This window comes from Parafrankia colletiae (assembly GCF_001854655.1).
GTDB lineage: Bacteria > Actinomycetota > Actinomycetes > Frankiales > Frankiaceae > Parafrankia > Parafrankia colletiae.
Genome location: NZ_MBLM01000130.1, coordinates 22,498 through 48,885, shown reverse-complemented (window position 1 = coordinate 48,885; position 26,388 = coordinate 22,498). Strand labels below are relative to the sequence as shown.

Sequence of the window (26,388 nt, the reverse complement as noted above, 5' to 3'; positions counted from 1 at the left end):
CGTCGAAGTCGCGGGCCTCCCCCATTTTTCGGGAATGCAAACCAGGAGGTGTGGCGCTACCGTTGCGTTATGACCCAGAGCAGAGTGGCGTCGCGCCACGGCCTCGTTTCCGACCCCGCCTCCCGTGCGAGCATTTATCTCGAGGAATGGCAGTCCGCCGGCCTCGAAGCCGGGAAGTTCTTCCCGGCGACGCAGTCCGGGCTGAAAGACCCGTACGCGCCGGACGACGTCTACAACGACACCCCGCCCGCCGACGGGAAGATCGCCAGCGCCGGCCAGGACTACGCCGCCGAACTGGACAGACCGGGATCCGACTGGCAGAAGCACTCCGTCCAGTCCGGTCAGCAGCTCACCGTGACCTGGGGTTTCCACGCCCCACACAAGACACGGCGCTGGAACTACTTCATCACCCGGGACGGCTGGGACCCGAAGGCCCCGCTCAGCCGCGCCCAGTTCGAGTCGCAACCCATCCAGCAGGTCCAGAACAGCGGGCAGCCCTACTGGTCGGCCGGCGACCTCATACCGGCGGACCCGACTCGGCACACCATCATGCTGCCGCAGCGGCAGGGATATCACGTACTGCTCGGAGTCTGGGAGGTCGCCGACACCTCCAAGGCCTTCTACCAGGTCATCGACCTGAACTTCACCGAGTGACCCCCGAGTAACACCTGAGCCCCGTCCCGGACTGTCTCGGTCCGGGACGGGGCCTTTCCGGCCGCGACCGCGGACCGGACCAGACCTCAGCTCCGGGACGTCGAAGTCCAGACATTCGACATCCGCACGCCACAGAAGAAAAGGTGGTTAAGCATGCGCGACGCCAACCGTGGACGACCCTCATGACCGCGCGAACCGCCGCCGACGCACTGCGCGAGGCGATGATCGGCCAGGGCGGGCCGGAAGCGACAGGCTGGTCGGGCTCGTTCGAGCAGCCCCCGGCGCCCCGCGCGGGTGCCACCGTCGCGATCCTCGGCGCCGGGGTCGCCGGGCTCACCGCGGCCTACGAACTCAGCAAGCTGGGCTACCGGTGCACCGTGCTGGAGGCCTCGGACCGCGCCGGCGGCCGCAACCGCACGGCCCGCAACGGCGACGTGCTCCGCGAGCTCGGGCCGAGCGGGGAGCCGGTCACCACCCACGAATGCTCCTTCGACGAAGGGCTCTACCTGAACCTTGGCCCCGGCCGCATCCCGCACCATCACCGCCGGGTACTCGACTACTGCAAGGCGCTCGGCGTCGCCCTCGAGCCGTACATCAAGGAAACCACGGCGAACGTCATTCATCTCGCCGACGGCAGGGTCGTCCGCTGGCGGAACCGGCAGGTCGCCAACGACACCCGCGGGCACATCGCGGCCATGCTCGCCGAAACCCTCGTGCAACGGGACGCCGTGACCGGAGAGCTGCTGGATCTGCTGCGGGTCTTCGGCCAGCTGGCAGAGGACCACAGCTACGAAGGCTCAACCCGCTCCGGGTACGTCGAGGATCCCAACGTGCACGACTTCCCCCGCCCAGCACCGCCGATCCCCCTGTCGGACCTGCTGGAATCGGGTTTCTGGCGCCACAGCTTCTACCAGCCGGTGGACTATCTGTGGCAGGCCACGATGTTCCAGCCGGTCGGCGGCATGGACCAGATCGTGACCGCCTTCGAACGGGAACTGAGCAAGAAGTTCGGCGACATTGTCGAGCTGAACTCCGAGGTCACCGAGATTCGTCTGATAGACGGGGGAGTGGCCGTCGAACACGTGCGCGGCGGCGAATCACGGACGCTGGTCGCCGACTACTGCGTCAGCAGTATTCCCCTGCCGGTACTCCGGGGAATTCCGGCGAACTTCTCGTCCGGGTTCAAGGACGCGATCAATGCCGTCGAGTTCGCGAACACCTGCAAGGTCGGCTGGCAGGCCGAGGAGCGCTTCTGGGAGAACGACACCGACCAGATCTACGGCGGGATCAGCTGGACGAACCACCCGATCACCCAGGTCTGGTACCCCAGCAACGACTACTTCTCCACGACGGGAACCGTCACCGGCGCCTACAACTTCACCGACGTGGCCGCGAAGTTCGGCGACCTCTCACCGTCGGAGCGCCTGGCGCAGGCGCGCGCCGGTGCGGCGGACCTGCACCCGAGGTTCGCCGACGAGAGCGTCGTTCCCACCGCGAAGGGCGTCACCGTCGCCTGGCAGAAGGTGCCATACCAGCTCGGCGGCTGGGCCGGCTGGGACTCGGGGGACCCCGCGCACATGGTGGCCTACAAGCAGCTTCTCCAGCCCGAGGGGGACGGGCGCTTCTACGTGCTGGGCGACCAGAGCTCCCCACTGCCCGGCTGGCAGGAAGGCGCGATGATGTCGGCCCACTACGTGATCGGCCAGATCCAGGGCATCATCCCGCTCACCGTTCCCGAAGCCGTCCGAGTGCCCGACTCGGTCGCCCTCACCCAGGGCTCCCGCTGACGCTCCGCTGTTCCCCCTGATCCGAACGTCTGGCCGAACGTCTGGCCGAACGTCGACATCCCGCCGCGGCGCGCATCGCCAGGCACCGAGACCGCGCGCCCACCGAGGCGGGATCGGCGCGGGTGTCGTCTACGCCGGCGCGGCTGGGACCTTGCCTGAGCGCACGGTCCGGCTGGTGGTCGGGGCCGAAACCAGGCGGCCCCGACCACCGTGCCACCCGAGTGGCCCCACCCACCCACCCACCCACCCGCCAGGCGTGGACGCACGACGAGTGTGCGTGGAGTCCGGACGTCCGCGGCCTGCCCGCCCGCCTCCACGCGTCGGTCCGCTCGGGGCCCGGCCCCTCAGTGGAAGCGCACGTATCCGACAAATGCGGGCCACCAAAGCCATCGCGGGCCATCAAAGTCACTGTAATGAGACGCAGTTCCAGCAACGTGGAAACCATTTCGGGTTGAAGCCGGACGAGATACCTACGCTGACCCGGTCACAGAAAGTTCGGGGGGAGATACAGAAGTGACCGATTCGGTCATGCCCAGAACCAGCCGGGCGACGTACAACCCGGAACCGCCGATCGGTGTGGCACCCGCAACGACGTCCCACGGGGAAGTACCCGGACCACGCTGCGGAAAGCCTCGCGCATCGGGACCCGGCGGACTCCGCAACCTGCGTCGTCGCCCGGCGGCGCCAAGCCGCGGCGCCGCCCGCGGCCGCCTCCTCGGGGCCAGCGCCGCCCTCGCCATGCTGTTGATCGCCGCCTGCCAGAACGAGGACTCCACCGGCGCGCAGGACGCCAGCCGCCTCGCCGGCGCCGCAGCCGGGCTACCCAGCACCACACCCGCCCGCGTTCCGGCCACAGCCACCTCACCGGCCACGACCACGCCACCGGCCACGACCGCGACCACACCACCGGCGTCATCGTCACCCGCAACCTCGCCACCGCTCGCCCCATCGACGGGACCTGCGGCGCGGGCAGCAACCGGCATCGCCGGAAGGCCAGGGTCAGGCGGCGGGACGGAAGCCCGGGCCGGGGCCCAGGCTGGAGCCGCCGGCCCTGGTGCTCCGGCACCAGCCCCCGCTCGAGGCGGCCAGCCGCCGGCCGCGCCGCCGCCCGCCGCTCAGCAGCCCGCCGGGCCGACACCCACCGCACCGGTGACCAGGGCAGCCGCCCCGCCGCCTCCGCCCGCCGCCCCGCCGCAGCAGCCGGCCACCTCGGCGTGCCACCCCTCCTACTCGGGGGCCTGCCTGGACCCGAACGCCTCCGACTATGACTGCGAAGGCGGCAGCGGCAACGGGCCCAAGTACGTGCGGGGCCCGATCGAGGTGCGGGGCTCCGACCCGTACCAGCTCGACGGTGACGACGACGGCGTGGCCTGCGAATAGCAGCGCGCCGCCGCCGGTGGCCGGGCGGTCGGAGCCGGGCAAGCGCCCCCGATCCATGCCTGCTGATCATCTGGTGCCGAGCACTTCCAGCCCCGGATGATCAGCAGGAACCGGCCACCACCCCGCGCGTCAGGTACCTCGCAGAGCTGGTATGGTTGTCCTCGTCGCCGCGGAGACGCGGGGGCAGGCGCCGCTAGCTCAATTGGCAGAGCAGCGGACTCTTAATCCGCGGGTTCGGGGTTCAAGTCCCTGGCGGCGCACCCGTATCAACCTGGGGTTTCTCATGATTCAGAGAACTCTGCGGACTCCTCATTCGGCAGTTGTGGGCGCGATGTGGGCACACGACTCGCGCGGGGAACTGCAGACGCCACCGCTTCGGCCGCGCGTTGCCTGGCAGAGCACAGCAGGTGCACGTACAGATCACTGGTGATTGCGGTGGAGCTGTGCCCGTGTCGCTTGCTGATCAGCGCAAGGTCCACTCCCGCATCCAGTTGGATTGACGCGCTGGAATGCCGCAGATCGTGCAGCCGGCGGCGGGAGAGCACCCGCTGCCCCAGTTCGTCCTTGGGTCGCAGGTTGAATGTCAACGGTTCGGCCAGGGTCAGCGTCGCTCCTGATCCTCGGCGCCAGATGCACTTGGTTACCGTCACTGCGCCGATGGGATCTCGGTCCCGGTAGACCATCCAGGTGCCCTCGGGCGCGATGTGGCGCCGTCCGACCGTGACCACTGCCGTGCCGGCCGACGCCGCGGACACGACCGCGCAGCACAGCCCGACACGGCGGGCGATGACCTGCATGTGCCGGGAGACGTAGGCCGGATCCAGGTGCTGTCCGTCCGGCCGGGTGAACATCAGGCCGGAGAGCACGACGGGCCGGCCGTGCTGGTCGGGCAGGGTGCCGTTCTCCCAGGCCTCGCCCATCGCTTCCTGGTCGGCGTCCTCCCGCGGCCCATAAGCGAGCAGAGAACCCAGGGTGCCAGCGTCCAGGTCCACCTTCCGCTTGCCGCGTCGAGCGGATGGCCGCGAGTGACCGTTCGTCGCTGGTGCAGGCGCCGATGGCGGTGGCGAAGACCGCGTGGGTGCCGCATTCGRCCAGCGTGACGACGTGCACCTTGGGAAAGGCGGYGGTCTTCGGTCCGTTACTGAAACGGCCGTACACCTCGGCGTTCTCGGCGTCCTCGGGGTGTCCGCGGTGTCGAGGTGGACGCCGTCCACGGCCACGAGTCGACGGGAGTCGAGCCAGGCGCCTTTCGTGTATCTCCGCGCTCCGCGCTGGCGATCGAACTGTATCGACTCGACAGCGCGTGACACGACACGCCTGACACGAAGGCAAACATGTCAGGCGGCGGAGGTGAAGGAGGGGGTCACATCGTCGAGTCGGTAGACGACGTATGAGGTCGGCGTGGTCACTGAGCATCGCCCCTGGCCAAAGACCGGGTGGCGACCGGGCGAATGGTGATTTCAAGGCCTGCGACCAGGATAAATCATTTTGGATGCTGATACGTAGGGCAACATTGATGTTGTTTGCGGGGACCGTCGGCTCGGGGACTGCCCCGGGTGCAGGTCGCGGGCCGGCCGGCCGTGCCGTCCGCCCGGTGGCGGTGGGACGGCCGGACTGCCGGTCCAGGCCCGCGATCTGTCGTTTTTGYCGCCGCGAGCCGCACCGCTGTGGCGACCACCCGGAACGACTCTCAGCCCGCAATCAAGCTTGGGTCGTTGGTATCACCGTGCACCCCCTGGGAGAGCTCAGCCCACGCGGGTGCCCGTGAAGGGCATCCCGGGCATGATGCCGGGCTTCGCCTTACCCGTCATCGTGTCGCCGCTTACGGTAGCCGTCGATTTGAGGGTGAGCTTCATCGGAGAGGTGACCGCGACCGACCAGGCGAGCTTGTCACCGTCGACACGACCGTCGGTGATCTCGAGCGTCATGCCGTCCTGAATCATGGAACCCGTGAATCCGGAGTCGGTGGTCTTGATCGTAAGTTCACCTTTCTGTTCCCCGATCGGTGATGAAAGAACAAGTTCCCAGCGTCCGTCGATGCTCATGCGCCGCTCCTTCGCCGTTGGGACAGCTGACAGCGCTTTATACCGCTCTAGCCGCACTGCGCGTCTATACCGGCACCTGAATGGACGGGGAGYGGCTCCCGCGGCGGACCTTCCGCACCCGCGGCGGACCTTCGCACCCGCGCGGACCGGACCACGTCCTCGCGGGTCACGACTGGTGCCTGGCGGGCCGAGGCGGTGGCTGGCCGGTCTCACCACCTCGGGTGCAGGCGAAGATGGACTGGACTCGGCCGCCGTGCCGCCCAGGCTGCCGCGGACCGACTCCTGGACCCGCCGGACGCCCAGGCAGAGGCCTTGGGGGGAGGTCGGCCTTCGATCTGGTCGCCGTCGGGTCCGACCACGAACCATTCGCCGCCGAACCTGTCGATTCCCTGGCCCATCACCGCGTCGGGGCGGTGTCCTCGGCGAAGTAGTAGCGCGGGTGGCCGTAGTAGGTCACCTGCGTCGTGCCGGCCGCTCGGGTGGTCGTGCCGATCTCGCCGGCCGTGATCTCGGTGCCGGCGTTCGGCTTCTCGGTCACGATCAAAGGTGGCCAGGCCGTCGCGCAGTCTCCTGTGCAGACGGAGGCGGAGCCCTGGTCGGCCACGAACAGGTAGAGCGTCCGGCCCTCGCCGTCGACCAGGATGGTGCCATCCTGGCTGGTGGTGACATCCGTCCGGCGGCGGCCGGTGCGGCTGTGGTGGTCACCTCCGCATCCGTGGTGGGCAGCCGAAGAACGAGCAGAGGGCACGCCAGTGCACTGCCGGGAGGCAGCGCCAGGGCGCTGCGCTCCCCGGGCCACCCGACCCGCAAGCCTGCCAGCGGCGAGACCGTCTGCGGCCGATTCGCAAACCCGAATCTAAATCCCGTGTGGAACTACGAGAACGAACTGCTATTCCGGCCTGTCTGAACGAACACGGACGTTGCGGACGAACGTGACCAACTTCGCAAGGTAGGGGTTAGGGGGGTCGAGCCCCCTCGTCTCCGCCGTCACCTACCAGGGCTTTCGTCGCCCTCCTCCCGTCGACCAGGGGTGAAGCGGGGTGTCGACGTGACCGGTTGACACCGCCCAGGGAGGCTCGCACAGGTATCAACGGCCAGACAGGCGAGATGGGGTGGCCATGGCGGCAGACGAACGGAAATCCAACAAGATCATGGTGGATCGGTCGGAGGGGTTCGGTGAACGACTGCTGGGTGTGCTGCTGGACCGCGCCCATGAGATGCCGCCGCAGCTGATCGCCCCGCTGGTGGCGGAAGAGATGAACAGGATCGGTGGGCGGGACATCTCGATCCTTCTGCAGGACTATGAGCAGCTGATGCTGACGCCGCTTCCGGGACGGGGCCTCACGGTTGGGAAGCCCGAGCCGATCGACGACTCCCCGGCCGGCACCGCATTCCTCCGCGCGAAGACCGTCGAACAGCCGCAAGCGGATGGCATACGGATGTTCCTGCCGCTGCTCGACGGTAGCGACYAGGTGGGGGTGCTGGCCCTCACTCTCGACACCGTCGACGATGACGACCGGCGGTTGCTCCGGCGACTCGCCGGCCTTGTCGCCGACATGCTGGTCACCAAGAGCAGTTACACCGACCAGTTTTTCCAGGCCCGGCGCCACAAACCGATGAGCGTGGCCGCAGAAATCCAATGGTCACTGCTGCCCCCGCTGACTATGATCACCCCCCAGGTTGCGGTAGCTGGCATCCTCGAACCCGCCTACGACATCGCAGGCGACAGCTTCGACTACGCACTCAACRACGACATCCTCCACGTAGCCGTCATCGACGCGATGGGTCACAGCCTGGACGCGGCGGTGCTGGCAACGGTCGCGATCGGCGCCTACCGGCACGCCAGACGAGCCGATATAGGACTTGCCGAGCTGTACATGTTCATGGACGCGGCCATCCACAAGCAGTTCGGCACCGACCACTTCGTCACAGCGCAGATGATGCGTCTGGATATCGGAACAGGCCACCTRCAGTGGGTCAACGCAGGCCATCCAGAAGCACTGCTAATACGCGATCATCAGGTCATCCGGGCGCTGGAGAGCCCGGGAACCCTGCCGGTCGGCTTCGGTGGTGACATACCGCAGATCAGTGAGCAGATGCTCTGGCGCGGCGACAGGGTACTGTTCTTCACCGATGGCCTCATCGAGGAGCATGAAACCGGCGGAGAACAGTTCGGTGAGGAACGCCTGATCAACTCTGTTGAGAGTATCCGGGGAAAAAGTGTGCGGGAGATGGTGCGAGGCTTGTCCCATGCGCTGATGCGGGAACGGCGCGGGATCACGACCGACGACGCGACTCTCTTCCTGGTCGAGTGGCGCGGGGGCACCGCAGACCATCTTGCCAGCCTAGATATGTAACCAGAACGAGGCCGGTGGYGCCTGATCGTCCCAGGTTCCGTCTCGTCCGCGTGGGTCCGCTGCCGTCCGCGAGGATGGGGGAGCGTGTCCGACGCGCGAAGCGAACGGCGACGGAGCGTGGCAGAGGCGCCACCGTGGCACGGAAGAGCAGACGGTCGGAGCCGAGTCTCTACGCCAGTTGACCCGCCGGCCATGCCATTCGCGTGCCAGCAGTAACGGTCGGCATCTGGAGAGACCGGTGGTCCACGGAGGGCACWGGACCGCCGTCGACCTGGGAGGACCGTGCCCGCCCTGGCCAGCACCGGAAGCCCACAGGTTTCCCAAGCTTGWGACGTGCGCCGGCCCGGTGCGGCACGTACAGCCATTCGTACAGTCAAGCCCACGGACTCTGGCGGACGTCAGCGGACGATGGCGGAACCGGATAGRCCGCTTTTAAGGCTGTTCGTTGTTTTTCGTCTTCGGTACGGTAGGCCGAATTAATTGTGATGTGCGTCCCCATTATTGGGGGATGCGCCTCGTGGCCGTCTCCGGACGGCGATGGACCCCTTCCGGCGTCACGGATTTTAGCGTAAATTGCGCGTTTCCAGGGGCTGAAAACGTCGAATTGTGCACATTATCGGGGCCGACCGGAGCGCCCGGGGGATGGCAGAGTTGCTGGTCGGCAATGTGAGCTTGTGGTGGCCTGGCTGCCGTGGTCGCCTGAGGGGCTGAGCGGGCTGGGGTGGCTTACAGCGGCAGAAGTACCGTGGGGGGCGGGAGGGGTCCGATCTGGAGGCTGTTGCCGGTCAGACGCGGAAGATGTCGTGGGTACCGACGCGCAGCCAGATCACGTGTGGGTCCGTGCCGTGGCCGGGCAGCGGCGACCCGTAGGTGAACAGTGCCCGACCGTCCGGCGTCCACGAGAGCTCGAAGGCGCCTGGGCGCAGTTTGAAACCCTTCACCCGCAGAGACGGGTGGAGCGCGCCCTCGGCGAGGCCGCCGACGAACAGCGTCCGGGCACGCAGAAAAGCGGCGCGCTGCTCGGGTCGCAGTCGGCGGTAGTCTGCCCAGAACCGGGCGACCGCCTCGTAGGTGGGCACTCGCTACCCCAATGGGCCGATCCCGCACTTTCCGCATCGACGCGACGTCCGGACGGCGCCGGTACGGTCATCTGCTCGCGGCGGCCGTCAGCTCGCCTTCGTGTGCGGTTCCGCGGCGAGTTCGGCGAGCAGCGCGCCGAACGAGGCTTCGGACGGGCAGATCACCGACCGACCGGCGGCAAGATCGTCGAAGGCCTCATCGAGGAGTCGCGCGGTCTCATGATCAGGCTCGTCGACCCACTCGTGAGGTTCCGGAACCGGGTACGGGAGATCGGTCGGATTTGTCATGATCCACCACCGTCCCTCATGTTCCAGCCTGTTCCAGGAAGTTACCCAACGTGGAACTTATCGCGTCGATGCCCAGAGGTATGCCTGAACATGCCAGGTAATGCATGGAGCTGCAGGTCGAGACAGCCGTGTGACCTCTGCTGCGAGCGACGATCCAGGAGGTCTGGCTGCACTCGACCGGCTGGCTGGGCCGCACCCATTCCGGATCAAGGAGTGCAGGTGCGAGCGGCCGGCCGATGAGGATCATCGTCATCTTCCGTCTCTCACCCCCGGTGGGCACCTTGATCTGCTCGGAGCCGAGATCGGGACGGATCGCGGCCAGCGCCCCGAGAGTGGGCCTGAAGGTCATGGTCCTCCGCCTCATCGGCCCGTGGCCTCCACCGCCCGCCGTCCCAAGGCCAGGACGACGGGCGGAAACAGGCCCCATCATGCGTGCGGCGCCGGGTACACCCACCTATGGCCAGCGCATCGGCCTCGCCCTGACCCGCCCGTCATGTCCACGGACGCAGGAACCTCGCCGAATGATCTTGAGCTCCGAAGGGCTGCTCGGCCCGGTCCACGACCTGACCACCGCCCGCGTGTACGACATCCCCACGTCGCCGGACGCTCCGAACCCCCCCGACGCCGGCCTCGGCTTCGCCACCGCCTGGCGACTGGGACACCCGCTACCGCTACGTCCACCGCGCCCGCGCCCCGCCGTGTCGGCACCACCGCCCGGACCATCCTCCCCTTGCCAACCAAGGGCATCCAGGTCAACCAAGGGCATCCAGGAAAACCCGGGACGGGGGGACATTGCCATTGGTCATGGCGGCATGGGTCCATGTTCACGAAAAGCGCATACGACGGCGCATTTTTGGGGGAATCACATGCAGTTCGACGTCGGTCCAGTCAGCCTGACGCCTGAGGTGCCTGGACCATTCGTGGTCTGGGCTGGCGACGACGGCTACGACACCCAGGCGGGATACTTCTCCCTGCTCGCCTCCAACGGGATCACGGGAACCCTCTTCCTGTCGGTCGACTGGGTGGACCAGGCCGGGACATCCCCTGTATACGGGGACGCTTACATCACGACGTCTCAGGTCGAAGCCATCGTCGCCGCCGGCCACGAGATCGCCACGCATGGCAAGAACCATGAAGATCTTGCGAACTACTATGTGGTTCATGGTCCAGCGGCGCTCGACCTCCTGCTTGGCGCCGCCATCGGCGAGATTCAAACGAAATTCGGCTTCTCGGCCAAGACGGGCTCCTATCCGGGCGGRTCGGCGAACGACCGGGTAAAAGAAATAGTCAGCCGTCGGCACGAGTACTTCCGGTGCAGCCGGGGCGTCGTCAGCCGAAACGCACCGGATCCGTTCAACGTCCCGGGGATAGACATCCTTGCTCCGTCCGAGTCGGACATCAAGGGGTACATCGACGAGGCTGTGGCGAACCGCAGCATCGTCGTCCTCTTCCATCACGGCTCCRTTGATTCGGCGCAGCTGATCAAGGTGTCCAACCTGATTTCCTATGCGAGTAGCGTGGGATGTGACCAGGGGACGTTCTACCGGGCGATGAGCCAGCGGACCAAATGGCTGTCGACGCGTGCGATGATCGATGCCCAGGGCAACGCATTCAATCCGACCGTCCACACCAACGAGGTGATCGTAGACCGCGACGACGGCCTTGGCGGCTACTACTTGCTGGGCCTGGACGAGTCGACGAACGCGCCGTTCGTGGACGCGACGGGTGGAACGCCATTTGAATTCAGAAAGGACCTCCTCGCGCTTGCCACACTCTCTGTGGGGCGCCGCCAGGTGTTCGCCGACTTCACGACGACCAACGGCTCGACGACCGTCTCGTCGGGGAGCGTGGGGTTCCGGGCCGACGACGTGGGTCTCTCCATCAGCGGTACCGGCATCCCGGCCGCCACGACGATCGCGGCTGTCGTGTCCCCCACTCAGGCCACCATGTCGGCTGCCGCGACGGCCAGTGCGACGAATGTGACGGTCACGCTCGGCCGACCCGCGTCCGGCAGCGTCACGTCCGCGGGAGAAATGCGTCTGTACAACGGGCTTTCCCTGTTCGGGACGACGTCGCAGGCGGTGTACTTCGGGCGCCTCGAATCGACGTTGGAAGGGGCCATCAGCGCGAACCAGTGGCTCAACAACGGTACGGCCGGCACCGGTGGTGAGATGATCATCGACTCGGGCAGCGGCGGGTCCTACGTGAACATCAATGGATTCGCGACCATGATCCGAAGCGAGGACGACACCGAACGCCTGCGCTTGGGGGCCGCCAAGGACGGCATCGATTTCGGCGTGGCCGAGGACGTGACACTCCAGCGGGACGGGAGCGGAAACCTCGCCGCCAATGTGACCTTCCAGACGGATGGCGATCTGATCGTAGGTAATGCCGGAAACGGGCTGCTGGTCAAGGAAGGGACCAACGCGTGCCTCGGTGCCGCCACGTTGTCCAGCGGCTCGGCCACGGTCTCCACGAGTGCTGTCACCGCGAACAGCCGGATCTTCCTGATGCCACAGAACCTGTCCGGGGTCGGYACGCCCCAGCCGATGGCTGTCTCCGCGAGAACAGCGGGAACGAGCTTCACGATCACATCGGCTTCCTCGTCCGACGCGTCGACCGTCGCCTGGATGATCGTGGAGCCCGCCTGACACTCCGCGGTCCCGCCAGAAGACCGCCCCGGTTCCYGCCATGTCGTGAGAGGCACGGCCGGACCGGGGCGGTCCTGCAGGAGATTTTCGCGTGCCGCCGCCTCCGCGTCACGTCACGCGCTCATTCTTCCTGCTCCCGGCGCAGTGCCCGCAGCTTCTCCGCGACCTCCGTCCGGGTCCTGCCCGAGAGGTATTTCCGCTGCCGCTTTCCGCCTTTCCACCCGAGGTCAACGGTCGCCCGCCAGCGGCCGGAGCTGTCCTTGTAGATCGCATCTTCCCTGGGGCCACGCCGCCTCTTGTGCGCGACATCAGGCCACGTCTGGTGGGTTGCCGTTGGGCCATTCGATGGTGTCGCACCAGGGGCAGCAGTACCGACTGTCGCCCATGTCGCAGGCGAACGTGGACTCACCGTCCGGGTGCGGGTAGAGCCGGCCCTGTCCGGCGCGGGCACGGTCGAGGTGCTTCCGAAGCGCTGCCGGTACAGCCGGGCGAGGATCGCGTCCCTTCCCATTGGCGGGCTCGGGAGGTTTGTGCCACTGTGGGCTGGTGGGAAAGCGACTACCGCGGAACCGGGTGCTTGGCGACCGGCTGTGGGATGACGCGGGGCGGGAGTGGCGCTATGCCGCCGGTCAGTGGGCCGATGTCGACGAGGTGGAGCGGCGCCTGGTCGATGCGCGGGTAGTCCTGCTCCATGGTTTCGGCCGCCCCTTGCAATGGCTCACCCGGGATGACACGGCGCGTCGTTGGGAGCAGATGCGGCACCATTTCGAGGTTCCGGGTCAGTACGGCGCGCGGGGCGACGACCAAGATCTCACCTATGCGGCTGTGGTGTGGCGCCGTGGCGACGAACAGCTTCTGGGCTTCGAGTCGTTCTGCTGAGGCCCGACGCACGGGAGCGCCCGGCAGCCAGATTGGCAGCCAAACCGGCGGACCACGACGGACGAGCGTGGAGGCCCGCGGAATTCGGACCGCGTGTGACTTACGCAAATGGATGTCGGTGGACGTCCACGGACAAGCGTTCGATGATCTCATAATCTTCCGGTCTATCCGTGGGCTCGGTCGTTGGCCCCGCCCCACACTGTTCGGTCTCGTGCGAGGTTCTTCAGTGCAGTTCGGCCGGCACACCGTCCAGAGGCTCAGAACGGCGGTCGGAGCCTTTCCGGACAAGGAGATTCCCACTCGCCGGTCGCTCCGTTGCACTCCCATCGCGCCAGCAGGACGCCCGGCTGACCCTCGGCCGCCCGACGCTCGTCATCCGACACGCGTGTGGTGACGTCACCGGCCTTGACACCCCCGAAGCCAGCCGCGCGCGCTGCACGAGCCACGTCGGACCACGATGACGACGCCATGACGAAGCGCGTCGTGCAGTCCGTCCAGGCGAAGACCTTGGCCACCACGATTCGAGCTTCGCATAGGTCCCGAAGACCAGCCATCGAGATAGAGGACGCGGTGCCCATCAGCTTGTTCGACCCTCCGTGACCACCATTCGGTGGCCCCCATAGGATGATCGTGGACCTGCGTCGGTCGGTGGGCGCCACCCCCGCTTACCGGGGGATCAGCCCGTTCGAGCCGGGCCAGATCAGGGCCCAGACTGCTTGCCCCTTGACTCCCATCGAGCCCGGCGACCGTGTACCCATCGCTGTACTCGAGCCGGTGGACGCCGGCGGACGCGGAACGGCGCTGAAGCCCAAGTCGCGCCGACCTGGTGGATATCAGTGGACGTCCGTAGACGTGAGCAACCCCGAGGGACCTACCCCGACCCCGGGGAGTCACCAGGAGCGGAGGCCCCGCCCCTTCATCGCATCAACAATGCTGGCGTGGATCAGTCCTGTTGACCTTTGATCGTTTCTGGCAGCCACGTTGGCAGTCACACGTTCGGATCAGGCTGCCGGAGGCCGGTCGATCCCGGCCGCTTCCGACCGGTAGCGGGCCTCGTCGATGTACTCCAAGGGGCGCGCGGAGATCGGCCCGCCGCAGGCGACGCATCGGGAGTGGTACCGATGCTTCGAGAGTTCCGAGCGGTCGTTGCCTCTCAGTAGCGTGAATAGCACTGGTTCCAGACAGACGACGCGCAGCTGTGCCCCGCAGACCGGGTGCCAGGTGYCGTCCGCGCCGCAGGCCAGGTGCCAGATGCCGCGCGCCTCGCCGACCACGGCACCCGCGAAGTCGGATTCGTCCGCGATACCGCCGACGACCATCTCGTCGAGCACCCGAAGATCGCTTCCGTCGCTCCAGTGGAGGTAGTACAGGCCGAGGCGCCGACCGGTCGTGGAGATCGGGAACAGGATGCGGCGCATGCGCGGATGCTCGGCGAGTAGACGGTCTTCCAGCTCATCGAAGTTCATGATCGGATCGCCTGCCCGGACGGGTTCCCCCGCGGGGAAGTAGACGACCTCGAACTGGCGGAACCGAACCACAACGCCGCTCACGGGCGCTCTCATCCTCATCAGACGTTCGACCGGACACCCCAGTCTTAAATACTTGAGCCGGACGGTACTCCGTTGTCGGTGTCCGGGCTGTGTGCGCGGTCCCACCTCAGCCTCGGCAGGACGACGTCAACGGCGTCCGCTTCGCTCGGCGCCTGGTCCGGGAACCTCCGGGAACCGGGAGGGTGAACCCGAGTTCCAAATTTCGCGGAACAGGTCAGAGCACTGCGAAGGATCACGCGGCGTTGCAATCTGGGCCGTTCCGTCCGCAATCCGTACCCTGCCCTCGTGGCGCCGACAGTGCCGGTCACTCCGCGGTCGTCAGGAAATCCGCCCGCCGTTGACGTTGACGATCTGGCCGGTGACGTAGCCGGCTTCCTCGCTGACGAGGAAGCCGCAGACCGCGGCGATGTCCTCGGGACGGCCGATCCGGCCGACCGGGGTGCCGGCCGTCTGCTCCTCGACCTTCATGAGACCGTTGTTCTCGGCGTCCCGCAGCATCGGGGTGTCGATGAAGCCCGGCGGGATCGTGTTGACGGTGATGCCGCGCCGGCCGAACTCGCGAGCGAGCACCTTGGTGAGCCCGACGACACCCGACTTCGCCGCGACGTAGGACGCCAGCTGAGGCGGCCCGCTGTGGACGCTCGACGACGAGATGTTGACGATGCGGCCCCAGCCCTGTTCGACCATGTCCGGGATGATCGCCTGGCAGCACTGGAAGGCACTGGTGAGGTTGACGGCGATGCTGCGGTTCCACATCTCGAGGGTGATGTCGAGGAAGGGGCCGGTGGGGGTCACCCCGGCGTTGTTGACCAGGATCGTCGGCCGGCCCAGCCGGTTCCGGACAGCCGCCACCCCGGCGTCGATCGCCGCGCGGTCGGTCACGTCGACGGCCAGTCCGATCGCCTTGCCACCAGCCTTCTCGATCGAGGCGGCCCTCGCCTCGGCGGCCTCGCCGTCGAGATCGAAGATCGCCACGGCGACGCCGTCGGCCGCCAACCGCCGGCTGATCGCCTCGCCGATACCGGATGCGCCACCGGTGACGACGGCGGTGTGCCCGCTCATGCAGTCGGCTCCTGACTGTGCGAAGGAAGGTACGGGACGAGGTCGGGTTCCGGTTCCACGCCGAACGAGCGAAGGGCCATGGCCACCAGCTCGTACGTCCCGACCGTGAAGACGAGGTCCATGAGCTGGTGGTCGTCGAAGAACTCGGCGAGTGCCCGCCAGGTGTCGGGGCTCACCTCGGCCTGGTCGAGCAGCTCGTCCACGGCTCGCAGCATGGTCCGGTCCGGCGACGTCCATTCCGCCGCGCCCGGACCCTCGGCGATGCGTGAGATCTCCTCGGCCGACAGTCCGGCGTCTTCGCCGAGAACCACGTGCTGCGCCCACTCGTAGTCGCACCTGCGACGGGCGGCGACGCGCAGGACGACGAGTTCCCGTTCGCGGTTCGACAGCGTGGACCCGTACAGGACGTGGCCATTGAAGGTCAGGAACGCCTGGGCGAGTGCAGGGTAGGACGCCAGTGTCCCGAGCAGGTTGGCTCCGGCCGGGCGGGTCCTGCGCTGCCCGAGCGGGTTGTTCTTCCGGTTGGCGGCGCGAAAGGACTCGATGTAGTCGTTGAGCTCCGGCGACCAGTCAGACTTCGGTAGCGGCGATAACCGGGCCATGGAACTCAGCCCCCCGCCTTGTCGCTGCCTCGCCCGGCTGGCAGCTCGATCTCGGCGGTGCAGTCGACCAGCACGCCGCCGTCCTGGTTGGTGAGCTTCAGCTTCACCTGGACCAGCGGCACACCCCACGCCGAGTCCGCCTGCTTGTCGACGACCTCGGCGTCGAAGTAGGTGACGTCGCCTTCGAAGGCGGGGCCGCGGAAGTTGGCCTTGGTGTGGCGGACCATGCCGTCGTGGCCGGCCCAGTAGGCGAGGTAGTCGGTGCACCAGGCGCCCATGGTGGCGCCGTAGCCGTAGGCGCGTGCCATGCCGACCTCGCTGGCCTTGTCGGCGTCGATGTGGCCGCGCGACGGTCCGACGTAGAGGCCGTCGCGCAGCCTCGGGTCGATTCTGGCGCCTTCTTCGTCGAAGCCGAAGCCGTCGACCCAGCCCGGGTCCTGGTTGATCCAGGGGTCCTCGATGCCGGGCGGCGCGGTCCAGTGGGACGTGCCCCAGATGTTGAACAGGAAGGCGCGGTACTCGGTGGTGAAACTGGCGATGCTGTGCGGGCCGATCACCCGGCGCGGCAACGTGTCCCCGATCCTGACGTCCGCGAAGTGCGGCGAGACGCCCTCGCGGTTGCTGAGGAGCCAGTCGTGGCGGACCTTCTCGACTGCGAGCAGCTCCGGGTTCGTCCAGCGCTTCACGGCGCCGAGCTGGTTCTCGTACATGCCACGTTTCTCGGCCTCAGAGGCGAGGTACCGGATCGCGGTCGAGCGCTCGCGGGCCACCAGGGCGCCGCGCTGGTTGGTGTGGACGGTGTCGCCGCGTGAGAACATCGTCGGGCCGGCGAACTTCGTCTCCACGACCTTGTAGTCGTGGAAACGCCGCTCCTGGAACAGCTTGTCGCCCACCCGGACCGGCACGCCGTAGAACCACCACTCCTCGCCACCGAAGATCAGGTGGCTGCCGGGGATGTAGCCCACGCACGCCGGCTGGGCGCCGTGGCCGAAGTCCAACGCGACCGCGATGGACTGTGGGGCGGTAATCCCGCCGAACCGCGATGCGCGGGCGAACTGTTCGTCCCAGTGCAACGGGTTCGGGTAGTCCATCGCCATCACCCAGCGACGGACGTCGGAGGAACTGCACGGGTCGTACAACTGCCCGCCACCGACCAACTGACCTACCCGGTGGTCGACGTCCGACAGGTCGAGTTCGAGCTTCTCCGGTGCCGCTTTCTCTGGTGCCGCGGACTTTCCACTCATCAAGCGCTCCCGACTGTCGGTTGACGGCTACGACGATGCGCGGGGTCGGGCGCCGAGGGTCCGGGGCGACTCGCGGGGCACCTCGGACCCAGCAGGCCGTCCCGTCGGTGGGACTCCTCACCGCCGATGGCTAGAACCGTATGGTGGATATTGACACCGCGATACGGTCGCGTCCAGAGTGAGCGCGGCGGAAGTCGGCCGGCCGCCTCACCGCTGCCGCGGCCGGGCAGCAGCGGTCTCTGGCACTCGCTTCACGAGCGGAGACGCGCTGTCATGACACCTGACTTCATCGACCTGACCGGACGCGTCGTCGTCAGYGGCGCGGGCGGCGGTGAACGCCGTGGCACCCGGCGTGATGGCGACGCCGGCGTCGTTGACCTACGTCGACGAGGACGCCGAGCGTGACCGGTAGGCCGCCGACCACACTTCGCATTTCCTCAACGACCAGGAGTTCGCGCGGCCATCACTCGCTGAGCTTTCGCCGCGCCCGACAACCGACCCAAGCACCGGCCCCGAAGCGAGGACCTGAATGCAGAACTGTGCTCCTACCGACACGCCTGAGGTCGATCACGATGCCCTCCGGACCAAGTACCTGTTAGAACGCGACAAGCGGCTGCGTCCGGAAGGGCAGCAGCAGTATCTGGTCACCGAGGGGGACTTCGAGGAGTTCTACGAGGCCGACCCGTACACACCGGTCGTGCCCCGGACGCCGATTGTCGAAGACGTCGACGTGGCGATCCTCGGCGGCGGCTGGGCCGGCCTGGTGGCCGCGGTCCGGCTCACCGAGGCGGGTGTCACGAATTTCCGGATCATCGAGCTGGCCGGCGACTTCGGCGGCGTGTGGTACTGGAACCGCTACCCCGGCATCCAGTGCGACACCGACAGCTACTGCTACCTGCCGCTGCTCGAAGAGACCGGTTACGTCCCCAAAGAGAAGTACGCCCGGGGTGACGAGTGCCTCGAGCACGCGCAGCGCATCGGCAAGCACTACGGGCTCTACGAGCACGCGGTCTTCAGCACGTTGGTGCGGTCGCAGGAGTGGGACGAGGAAGCCAGGCGCTGGAAGCTCGGCACGAACCGGAGCGACGAGATCCGGGCCCGGTTCGTGGTCATGTGCCAGGGGCCGTTCAACAAGCCGAAGCTCCCCGGTATCCCCGGTATCAAGGAGTTCACCGGCCACACGATCCACACCGCCCGGTGGGACTTCGAGTACTCCGGTGGCGACCTGCACGGCGGGCTGGACAAGCTGGCCGGCAAGAAGGTCGCGGTGATCGGCACCGGCGCCAGCGGCGTGCAGGTCATCCCGCACATCGCGCAGACCGCCGAGCACCTGTACGTCTTCCAGCGCACTGCGTCATCGATCGACGAGCGCGGCGACATCCCGACCGACCCGGAATGGGCCGCCTCGCTGCAGCCGGGCTGGCAGAAAGAACGCCGTCGTAACTTCCACACCGCCRCGTACGAGGCGTTCGCGCCGGGCCAGCCGGACCTGATCTGCGACGGCTGGACCGAGATCAGCCGCAACCTGCAGGCGCACCTGGACGCCACCGACGGCTGGGCCGCCATGGCGGACCCGGCGAAGTTCATGGAGCTGCGTGAACTTGTCGACTACCAGGTGATGGAGCGGCTGCGCGGCCGGATCGACGCGATCGTCAAGGAGGCGGACATCGCGGAGATCCTCAAGCCGTACTACCGGTTCCTGTGCAAGCGGCCGTGCTTCAACGACCAGTACCTGCCGACGTTCAACCGCCCGAACGTCACCCTGATCGACGTGTCGGCGACCAGGGGCGTCGAGCGCATCACCGAGAAGGGCATCGTCGCCGACGGTGTCGAGCGCGAGGTCGACTGCATCGTGTTCGCCAGCGGCTTCGAGATCACCACCGACCTCGACCGGCGGCTCGCGATCCACCCGTTCGTCGGCCGCGAAAGCCGGTCGCTCTACGACCACTGGCGCGAGGGCTACCGCACRCTGCACGGGATCATGACCCACGGCTTCCCGAACCAGTTCTTCACCGGCTACATCCAGGGCGGCATCACGGCGGCGGTGCCGGCGATGTTCGAGCAGCAGGCCGTCCACATCGCCCACGTCATCAGCGAGACCCTCGCCCGCGGCGCGGCGACCGTGGAACCCACGTTCGAGGCGCAGGAGGAGTGGGTCGCCACGATCCGCGCGAACGAGATCGACAACACCAACTTCGCCCGCGAGTGCACGCCCGGCTACTACAACAACGAGGGCGAGCAGCGGATCCGCTCCGTCCTCGGCGACCCCTACTGGCCTGGCTTCTACGCCATGGAGGATCTGCTGCAGGCCTGGCGTGACGCTGGCGACCTGGCAGGACTCACTCTCGACGGGTGACTGCTCGGCGCATTGCGCCGCCCGCCACCACACGCCAGGGCTCCGGGGCATGGTCGGGGGGACTATCCGGTCGGCGGCGAGAACAGTCCGGGTTCATCGGCGAGGGCGGTGCTCATCGGCGGAGGTGGCCGCGGTCAGGCAGGTCGTCCTGTTCGGGTCGGTACTGACGCGGTGGGTGCGTCTCGCCGCCGGTCTGCCCGTCCATCTCCCGCCCTCGTCCCTGCCGCCGGGGCTGCTGTCGGAACCGTTGCCGCAGTGCCGCGCCCAGCGGCGGGGAGTCGATCGCGACGTCCGGGCCGTTCTGCCAGGCGACGATGCGCGGTGCCTGCAGCCGCAGCCCGCCGCTCACGGCGATCCCGACCACGAGCAGGACGCCGACCACCACCAGCACGAAGCAGGCCAGGGCGGCGTTCCTGATCCCGGCGGTGAGGTCGTCACCGGTGGTCCGGGCCAGGTGCACGATGAGGGGCGCGGTCAGGAAGGCCGCGACGCCGCGGAGGAGCTCGACCAGCGCGAAGATCCGTGGAAGCTGTGTCGAGGGCAGCGCGAAGCCCGCGACGAACAGCCCCGGCGCCACCGACGCGCCCACGATCAGCCCCACCAGGCGGAGTACGCCGAGGAACATCGGAACGAGCACGGTCGGTGCGGTGACCGAGTGGTCGGCCAGGCGGGAGGCACCGAAGAAGGCCAGCGCGAGTGATTCGGCGTCGAACTTCAGTGCACGGTCCTGCGGTGGGAGGTCGGTGAACATCAGGACGGCGAGCAGGAGCGCGACAGCGCCGACCACCGCCGACAGCCAGAACAGCAGTCGCCAGTCGCCGAGGTCGTCGAACGCACCACCGATGACCGGCCCGATGGCGACCGCCCCGAAGATCCCCATGTTCATCACCATCGCGGTCACCCGCATGCGGGCCACCGGCCAGCCGAGCACGAGGAACGGTGTCAGCGCGCACAGCACCATGGCGACCGCGGCCGGGTAGCTGCCGGCAAGCGGGCCGCGCCACGTCCGAAAGCGGGACGCGGCGACGCCGTCCGGTGCCGGGGAAGCGGTCATTCGGCGAGGCACGTGATCAGATCCATGGGTGACCTCCCGATCGGGCCAGGTGGCGGACGTCAGCGGTCGGTCAGGGCTGCCAGCCAGCTCCTTGCGGACGGTGGTCGCCCCGGAGGCAACCGCGCCTGTCCAGCAGCCAAGCGCTTCGGTGCCGGCCCGGGGAGGTCCCATGAGTCCAGGTACCGGCAGCATCTTCTGCTCCCGAGCTCAATCAGGTATGTGCCGGAAAGCCGTTCGCCGCCGGGGGTCCTGGTGCGTCCTGCGGTCCGGTTGCCTGCCGTCCGCCTGCCCGTCGGCTCGGCCAGGCGGCGGGGATGCGTTCCAGGATGCCGCCGGCGAAGGTGCGGGACAGGCCGAGCGGTTCCAGGTGGACGTAGCCGATGTGGCAGTCGCACCGGGGGAGGGGGCACGGCCGGGGGCGCAGCGCCGCGCGGAACGAACCGTCGTACAGGTTGCCCAGCACGGCCGGGACGAAGTGGCACCGCCGAACCGTTCCCTCGCCGTCCACGGACACGACGGTCTCGCCGGTTCGGCAGGGCAGGCCGCGGCTGGGATGCGGGTGGCGGCTGTGGGCGAACAGGGGGTCGATCTCCGCCCAGCCGGCGGCCTCGGCGTCGGTATAGGTACGACCCTCGGCCGCGTTCACCCACAGGTAGACCTCGCGGGGGAGATCCCCGCGCAGGCGGCGTGCCGCGTCCAGATGCTCGGGCTGCCCCACGACGCCGGCGCTGAAGCGGACTCCCCGTGCGGCCAGGTCCCGGCACCGGCCAAGGAAACGTTCGTACCGCACCTGGCCCGGGTGGTAGGTGCACCACAGAGCAAGCCGGGACGGATCCGCCTCGGCCGTCCAGTCGACGCGGTGGCTGAGATTGGTCTGGATCGCGACCCGTTCCACCTGCGGGCAGTGGCTGAGCTCGACCAGAGCCCGCCGGTACCAGGAACGGGCGAGGCCCTCACCCCACGGCGTGAACAGCACCGAGACACCGTGGCCCTGCTCCCGGACCCAGCCGACGAAGCGCTCGAGCGCCGCCCGGTCCGCCCGCAGCTGCGCGGGCGTGTCCCGCCGTTTCGCGAACGGGCAGTAGGAGCAGTCGTAGTCACAGCTGGCCAGCGGGCCGCGATAGAGGATCGTCAGCTGCCGCGGAGCGACGTGGTCGTGGCGCTCGGGCACTGGTCCGGGTGCACGTCCGGGTGCGGGTCCAGGCCGGTGTGGGCGTGGGAGTGGGAGTGCCATCAGTGCAGGGTGTAGTCGGTCATCAGGGTGCGGACCTGCGGTGAGAAGAGGGCCGGGCCCAGGGCGTCGGAACGGGCCAGACCGTCGGGGGTCAGCCGCAGGGTGGTCGGGGTCTGCTCCAGCCAGCCGCGGTCGGCGAAGGCGGTGAGGTCGAAGTCGGCGGCGGCGTCGGTGCCGAAACGTTCCCGGTAGGCGGCCCGGTCCAGGCCGTCGGCCTGCAGCAGTGACTGGATCAGGTGGCGGCGGCGGCGCTCCTCGCCGGTGAGGGCGAAACCGACCCGGGCGCTCGCGAACTCGGTCTCCCGGACGTAGTCGTCGATGATCGCGCGCACGTGCCGGGCACCCACCGCGTACTCGAACGAGTAGTGCAGGGCCGAGGTGTAGGAACGGGCGCCGCACCCCAGGCCGACCATCCCGTCGGTCTGGCAGCAGTACTCCGTCCCGGTCGGGCGTCCCCTGAAAACGCGGTTCGCAGCGCCAGCGGTGCTGGGGGGCAGGCGGAACATGCGCATGGAGACCTGCTCGTACCCGTTCGCCAGGAGGTGGTCGCGGCCGAGGCGGTACAGCTGCAGGCGCTGGTCGTCCCAGTCGAGCTCGCGCCGGCCCAGGCCGGTCAGCGGGCGGACGTACAGCGGGTACAGGTACAGCTCCTCCGGGCGCCAGGCCAGGGCGGCGTCCAGGGAGTGCAGCCAGGTGGCCGGGGTCTGGCCGCCGATGCCGTAGATCAGGTCGATGTTCAGCGTCGGAAAGCCTGCGGCGCGGATGCGTTCCAGCGCGGACTCGACCTCGGCCCGCCGCTGGGGCCGGCCGGCCGCGCGGGCCTCGACGTCCAGGAAGCTCTGCACGCCGATCGAGACGCGGGTGGTGCCGCGTTCGCGCAGGACGGCGAGGCGGTCGGCCGTCGCGGTGGCCGGGGAGGTCTCCACCCCGAGCGGGACGGCGCCCAGCGGGGCGAGGCGGGCGGCGATGTCGCAGAGGCGCCCCAGCTCGGGGGCGGTCAGGTAGGTGGGGGTGCCACCGCCGAAGGCCGCCGTCGCGAACGCGGCGTCGCCGAGGGCGTCCGCGACACCGGTGGCCTGGCGTTCGAGCGCGTCCAGGTAGGCGCCGGTGAGCTCCTCGGGCGCGCCCGTGCGGGTGAACAGGTTGCAGAAACCGCACCGCATCTCGCAGAACGGGACGTGCAGGTAGAGAAACAGCGCGGAGCGGTCCTGGGCGGCCCACACGTCCCGCAGCGCAGGTCTGGGTGACAGCGGGCGGTAGGCGGTCTTGTGCGGGTACGCGTACACGTACTGCTGGTAGGGCCCGCTCATGCGAGCACGAACTCTCCGTAGGGGACGGTCCAGACGACCTCGTGGCCGAGGCGGTGGCCGGTGTGGCCGTCCTCGCCGTACGCCGTTCCGTGGTCCGAGCAGACGATCACGAGGCAGGGGCGGCGCATCAGGGCGAACAGGCGCCCGAGCTGCCGGTCGACGTGACGCAGCGCCGCGGCGTGGGAGTCGCGCGAGTCACCGTGGTCGCGGGTGGCGCCGGCCAGGTAGAACCAGTTCGGCTGGTGCAGGGCGGCCACGTTGAGCAGCAGGAACAGCCGCCGGTCGGGCGGAAGGTACCTGATCACCTCGCCGACCCGGTCAATCTGGTGGGTGAGGGAGTCGGGATCGGTGACGCCGAAGCCGGGCTCCCAGTGGCTCTCGACGAACAGGGACGGCAGTGCTGACCCGAGCGGGGTGAGCTTGTTGAAGAAGCCGACCCCGCCCACGCAGACCGTGTGGTAACCGATCTCGGCCAGGCCGGTGGGGAGGTCCGCCGCGTCGAAGGTCCAGGTGCCGGGAGCGGTGGTCTCGCTGCCGGGGAACCGTGCGGCGAACAGCCGTGGGTGCGGGCCGGGACGGGTCGGTGTCGGCAGGAATCCCGCGAGCATGGCGGTGTGTGCCGCGTAGGTGAAGCTGCCCGGGGTGTGGCGCCGTTCCCAGCGCCCACCGGGCAGCAGGCCGCGCAGGGTCGGGGTCTGCCCGGCGGCGGCGAGTTCGGCCGCGACGTCGTAGCGCAGGGTGTCGAGGGTCACCAGCAGCAGGTCGTGGCTGCCGATGACCTCGTTCATGTCGCGCACGCCGCCAGCGCCGCGTCGACCTGGGCGGCGTAGGTGTCCAGCCCTTCCGCCCGGGTGCCGGGCAGGCCGGTGATCCCGGGCAGCAGATCGCCGAAGGCGTTGACCTCGCCGACGGCCACCCGCCGCCAGCCGATCCCGACGAGGAGGTCGACCCCGACCATGAGACTGCCGGGGAAGCATGCGGCGGCCTGGGCACACACGCCCAGGGCCCGCTCCCAGCCGGCGGTGCCGAGCGCGTCACGCACCGCCGCGACCGAACCCCGCAGGCCCCCGAGGTGCAGGTTGGTCATCGGAATGTGGCTCGTGCGGACAACCACATGAGTCGGCTCCCCGGCGATCACCACCACCCGCAGATCGAGGACACGGCCACCCAGCGCGGCCTTGGGTAGCCACCGCTCCACGTGCAGCCCGTCCGGTGCCAGCAGGTCGATCAGCCTGGCCACCTCGCTCTCGCTCTCGTGGACACGGACCCGCAGCGAGTTCACGAGACCGGTGCCGCCGCCGGTGCCGCTCCCGCTGCCGGTGCCGCTTCCGGTGAGTGCGGCGGAGGTGACGGCCCTGATCCGCCCGGCGGGCGTGGCCCGCAACGCCACGACACCGGACGCGGACGAGCCGTGCGCCGGTTTCACGAACACCTGGTGCAGGCCGGCCTGCACCATCCGGGCGCGCAGCTCGGCGTAGCCGTGCACAGGTGGCAGTGCCTCCGGGACGGGGACACCGGCCGCCGCCAGCCGGGCGTGGCAGCGCCTCTTGTCGCACATCACGGCGATGTCGTCGACGTCGCCCAGCGGGCGGGCACCGGCCCGCTCGGCCGCGGCGGCGACACGCCCCAGCGCCGCGGTGAAGGCCGCGTACCACCGTGCACCGCCGCCGACCCGGGCCGGATCACCGGGCCCGCGCAGCAGGGCGTCCACCTCGGGATCGTCGCCGGGCGAGTCGATCCGCAGTGGCGCGCCGGGCACGACCGGCACCTCACCGCCGCGCAGCACCTGAGCCCACGGGACGACACGGGGCGCGGCCAGGCCCGCGACGCGGCACGCGGCGGCGAACAACCCGGTGCGCCGGTCGCCCGGCGCACCGACCACGGTGAACATCATTCGGAGACCGCGACGTAGAACCAGTCGTCCTCCGGCTTCTCCTGCTGCTCGAGGTCGACCTCGACGCCGGGCAGCGCGGCGCGCACGCGCTCGACCATGGCGTCGCCCAGGAAGTGGTGGTGCAGGTCGAGCCGGTCCAGGTGGATGAGCGACTGCCCGGACAGCAGCGACTCGGCGCCCCGGTCGGTGAGCGCCCCCATGGCGAGGCTGAGCGATGTCAGCCGGGCGACGACCGGCGCGCTCGCGACCGCCGCGGCCACCTCGTCCGCGATCCGGGCGTCCTCCAGCCCCAGGTGCGCCAGCGCGGGCAGCCGTTCGCCGCCCAGGATCCCGGCCAGATCGGCCGTGGTCGCGTCGCCGCCGTAGTCATCGGTGCCCAGCCACAGGTCGAGGTGTTCCAGGGCGGGCAGGTCGCTCTCGCCCACGGCCCGCACCACCGCGGCGGGCAGCCCGCCCGACTCGAACCGCAGCGTTCTCAGAGCACGGCTGTGGACGGGACGCAGCCCCAGCCCCTCACTCCCGCGGACCTCCAGCCGCTCCAGCCCGGGGAAGGCTTCGAACAGCGGCGTGACGTCGGACTGCTCGATCCAGGAGATCTCCGACTCCTCCAGCACGATGTCGCCCAGGAACAGCGCACGGAGCGCGGGCAGCTGCCCGGCGGCCTGCACCAGCCGGCCCACCGGGCCGACGGCGTCCGTGGCGTCATAGGAGGCGCCCCAGTAGCCGATGACCAGATGGGTCACCGCGGCGGTGTCGACCTCGTCGAGGAACGCCTGGAGGACGTCGCCGAAGCTGGGACCGTCGAACCAGGTGCCGACCCGCCAGGCGACGTCGCCGGGGGCAGCCGGGGTGCCGGCCGCGGCGGGTCTGTGGTGATCGTCTGACGACTCACCATCCCGCTCGTACCGGAAGCCCCGCACCGGCTTCCCGGCGAACTCGGTGAGATGTTCGTTGATGGTCAT

General features: G+C 68.7%; 23 protein-coding genes, 1 tRNA gene and 1 pseudogene. 8 read left to right on the top strand and 17 right to left on the bottom strand.

Features of this window, described 5'->3' with window-relative positions:
* The first annotated feature begins 69 nt into the window (after nt 1-69).
* The 4 genes from CC117_RS20895 to CC117_RS20880 all read left to right on the top strand — a co-directional run bounded on the left by CC117_RS20895 (nt 70) and on the right by CC117_RS20880 (nt 4,081).
* On the top strand, nt 70-654 hold the full coding sequence (locus CC117_RS20895; protein WP_071086714.1) for a lytic polysaccharide monooxygenase auxiliary activity family 9 protein: 585 nt from the start codon (nt 70-72) through the stop codon (nt 652-654).
* A gap of 182 nt (nt 655-836) precedes the next feature.
* Nucleotides 837-2,441, top strand: a complete 1,605-nt coding sequence (locus CC117_RS20890; RefSeq protein ID WP_071086712.1) for a flavin monoamine oxidase family protein — start codon at nt 837-839, stop codon at nt 2,439-2,441.
* A 528-nt stretch (nt 2,442-2,969) separates the two neighbouring features.
* On the top strand, nt 2,970-3,821 hold the full coding sequence (locus CC117_RS38185; protein WP_198541927.1) for a hypothetical protein: 852 nt from the start codon (nt 2,970-2,972) through the stop codon (nt 3,819-3,821).
* Between the two features lie 187 nt (nt 3,822-4,008).
* A tRNA-Lys gene (locus CC117_RS20880) sits at nt 4,009-4,081 on the top strand.
* Between the two features lie 21 nt (nt 4,082-4,102).
* Here CC117_RS20880 and CC117_RS20875 read toward each other — a convergent pair.
* From CC117_RS20875 to CC117_RS20865, 4 genes and pseudogenes are all read right to left on the bottom strand, one after another.
* Entirely contained in the window at nt 4,103-4,741 is a 639-nt protein-coding gene (locus CC117_RS20875) for a site-specific integrase (protein WP_084132516.1), read from the bottom strand.
* A 97-nt stretch (nt 4,742-4,838) separates the two neighbouring features.
* Nucleotides 4,839-5,074, bottom strand: a pseudogene (locus CC117_RS36530) (IS4 family transposase); the annotation flags it as partial.
* 492 nt (nt 5,075-5,566) lie between these two features.
* Complete coding sequence (locus CC117_RS20870) at nt 5,567-5,866, bottom strand: hypothetical protein (RefSeq protein ID WP_071086708.1); 300 nt, start codon at nt 5,864-5,866, stop codon at nt 5,567-5,569.
* 397 nt (nt 5,867-6,263) lie between these two features.
* Nucleotides 6,264-6,614, bottom strand: a complete 351-nt coding sequence (locus tag CC117_RS20865; protein WP_071086706.1) for a COG4315 family predicted lipoprotein — start codon at nt 6,612-6,614, stop codon at nt 6,264-6,266.
* Nucleotides 6,615-6,984: 370 nt separating this feature from the next.
* On the opposite strand from CC117_RS20865, the gene CC117_RS20860 reads away from it, so the two are divergent.
* The gene (locus CC117_RS20860; protein WP_071086705.1) at nt 6,985-8,223 is read left to right on the top strand and encodes a PP2C family protein-serine/threonine phosphatase; all 1,239 of its coding nucleotides are present in this window, start codon (nt 6,985-6,987) and stop codon (nt 8,221-8,223) included.
* 785 nt (nt 8,224-9,008) lie between these two features.
* Here the strand turns inward: CC117_RS20860 and CC117_RS20855 are convergent.
* The 3 genes from CC117_RS20855 to CC117_RS20845 form a co-directional block, all read right to left on the bottom strand.
* Nucleotides 9,009-9,302 (bottom strand): hypothetical protein, encoded by a 294-nt coding sequence (locus tag CC117_RS20855; protein ID WP_071086703.1) that lies wholly within the window; start codon nt 9,300-9,302, stop codon nt 9,009-9,011.
* Nucleotides 9,303-9,389: 87 nt separating this feature from the next.
* The gene (locus CC117_RS20850; RefSeq protein WP_071086701.1) at nt 9,390-9,590 is read right to left on the bottom strand and encodes a hypothetical protein; all 201 of its coding nucleotides are present in this window, start codon (nt 9,588-9,590) and stop codon (nt 9,390-9,392) included.
* A 16-nt stretch (nt 9,591-9,606) separates the two neighbouring features.
* On the bottom strand, nt 9,607-9,939 hold the full coding sequence (locus CC117_RS20845) for a hypothetical protein (RefSeq protein ID WP_131803108.1): 333 nt from the start codon (nt 9,937-9,939) through the stop codon (nt 9,607-9,609).
* A 517-nt stretch (nt 9,940-10,456) separates the two neighbouring features.
* Here CC117_RS20845 and CC117_RS20840 point away from each other — a divergent pair.
* A complete protein-coding gene (locus tag CC117_RS20840; RefSeq protein ID WP_071086697.1) occupies nt 10,457-12,241 on the top strand; it encodes a polysaccharide deacetylase family protein in 1,785 nt (594 codons plus the stop codon).
* A gap of 573 nt (nt 12,242-12,814) precedes the next feature.
* Complete coding sequence (locus CC117_RS20835; protein WP_071086696.1) at nt 12,815-13,120, top strand: hypothetical protein; 306 nt, start codon at nt 12,815-12,817, stop codon at nt 13,118-13,120.
* 1,001 nt (nt 13,121-14,121) lie between these two features.
* Here CC117_RS20835 and CC117_RS20830 read toward each other — a convergent pair.
* The 4 genes from CC117_RS20830 to CC117_RS20815 form a co-directional block, all read right to left on the bottom strand.
* The gene (locus CC117_RS20830; protein WP_071086694.1) at nt 14,122-14,670 is read right to left on the bottom strand and encodes a hypothetical protein; all 549 of its coding nucleotides are present in this window, start codon (nt 14,668-14,670) and stop codon (nt 14,122-14,124) included.
* 318 nt (nt 14,671-14,988) lie between these two features.
* A complete protein-coding gene (locus CC117_RS20825; RefSeq protein WP_071086691.1) occupies nt 14,989-15,732 on the bottom strand; it encodes an SDR family NAD(P)-dependent oxidoreductase in 744 nt (247 codons plus the stop codon).
* On the bottom strand, nt 15,729-16,334 hold the full coding sequence (locus tag CC117_RS20820) for a carboxymuconolactone decarboxylase family protein (RefSeq protein ID WP_071086689.1): 606 nt from the start codon (nt 16,332-16,334) through the stop codon (nt 15,729-15,731). The genes CC117_RS20825 and CC117_RS20820 overlap by 4 nt, the downstream gene beginning before the upstream one ends.
* A gap of 5 nt (nt 16,335-16,339) precedes the next feature.
* Entirely contained in the window at nt 16,340-17,578 is a 1,239-nt protein-coding gene (locus CC117_RS20815) for an FAS1-like dehydratase domain-containing protein (RefSeq protein WP_071086686.1), read from the bottom strand.
* 529 nt (nt 17,579-18,107) lie between these two features.
* Between CC117_RS20815 and CC117_RS20810 the strand changes: the two genes are divergently transcribed.
* Nucleotides 18,108-19,934 carry a flavin-containing monooxygenase gene (locus tag CC117_RS20810; RefSeq protein WP_071086683.1) on the top strand — a complete coding sequence of 609 codons (1,827 nt, stop codon included), beginning with the start codon at nt 18,108-18,110 and terminating at the stop codon, nt 19,932-19,934.
* Nucleotides 19,935-20,046: 112 nt separating this feature from the next.
* Here the strand turns inward: CC117_RS20810 and CC117_RS20805 are convergent, their stop codons facing one another.
* The 6 genes from CC117_RS20805 to CC117_RS20780 form a co-directional block, all read right to left on the bottom strand.
* The gene (locus CC117_RS20805; RefSeq protein WP_071086680.1) at nt 20,047-20,988 is read right to left on the bottom strand and encodes an MFS transporter; all 942 of its coding nucleotides are present in this window, start codon (nt 20,986-20,988) and stop codon (nt 20,047-20,049) included.
* 211 nt (nt 20,989-21,199) lie between these two features.
* Nucleotides 21,200-22,222: an STM4011 family radical SAM protein gene (locus tag CC117_RS20800; protein ID WP_407673560.1), complete on the bottom strand. Its 1,023-nt coding sequence runs from the start codon at nt 22,220-22,222 to the stop codon at nt 21,200-21,202.
* Nucleotides 22,222-23,532, bottom strand: a complete 1,311-nt coding sequence (locus tag CC117_RS20795; RefSeq protein WP_084132496.1) for an STM4012 family radical SAM protein — start codon at nt 23,530-23,532, stop codon at nt 22,222-22,224. Before CC117_RS20795 ends, CC117_RS20800 begins: the two co-directional genes overlap by 1 nt.
* Nucleotides 23,529-24,320, bottom strand: coding sequence for an STM4013/SEN3800 family hydrolase (locus CC117_RS20790; protein WP_071086898.1), 792 nt, complete (start codon nt 24,318-24,320; stop codon nt 23,529-23,531). Before CC117_RS20790 ends, CC117_RS20795 begins: the two co-directional genes overlap by 4 nt.
* Entirely contained in the window at nt 24,317-25,426 is a 1,110-nt protein-coding gene (locus CC117_RS20785; RefSeq protein ID WP_071086678.1) for an STM4014 family protein, read from the bottom strand. The genes CC117_RS20790 and CC117_RS20785 overlap by 4 nt, the downstream gene beginning before the upstream one ends.
* Nucleotides 25,423-26,388, bottom strand: coding sequence for an STM4015 family protein (locus CC117_RS20780; RefSeq protein WP_071086677.1), 966 nt, complete (start codon nt 26,386-26,388; stop codon nt 25,423-25,425). Before CC117_RS20780 ends, CC117_RS20785 begins: the two co-directional genes overlap by 4 nt.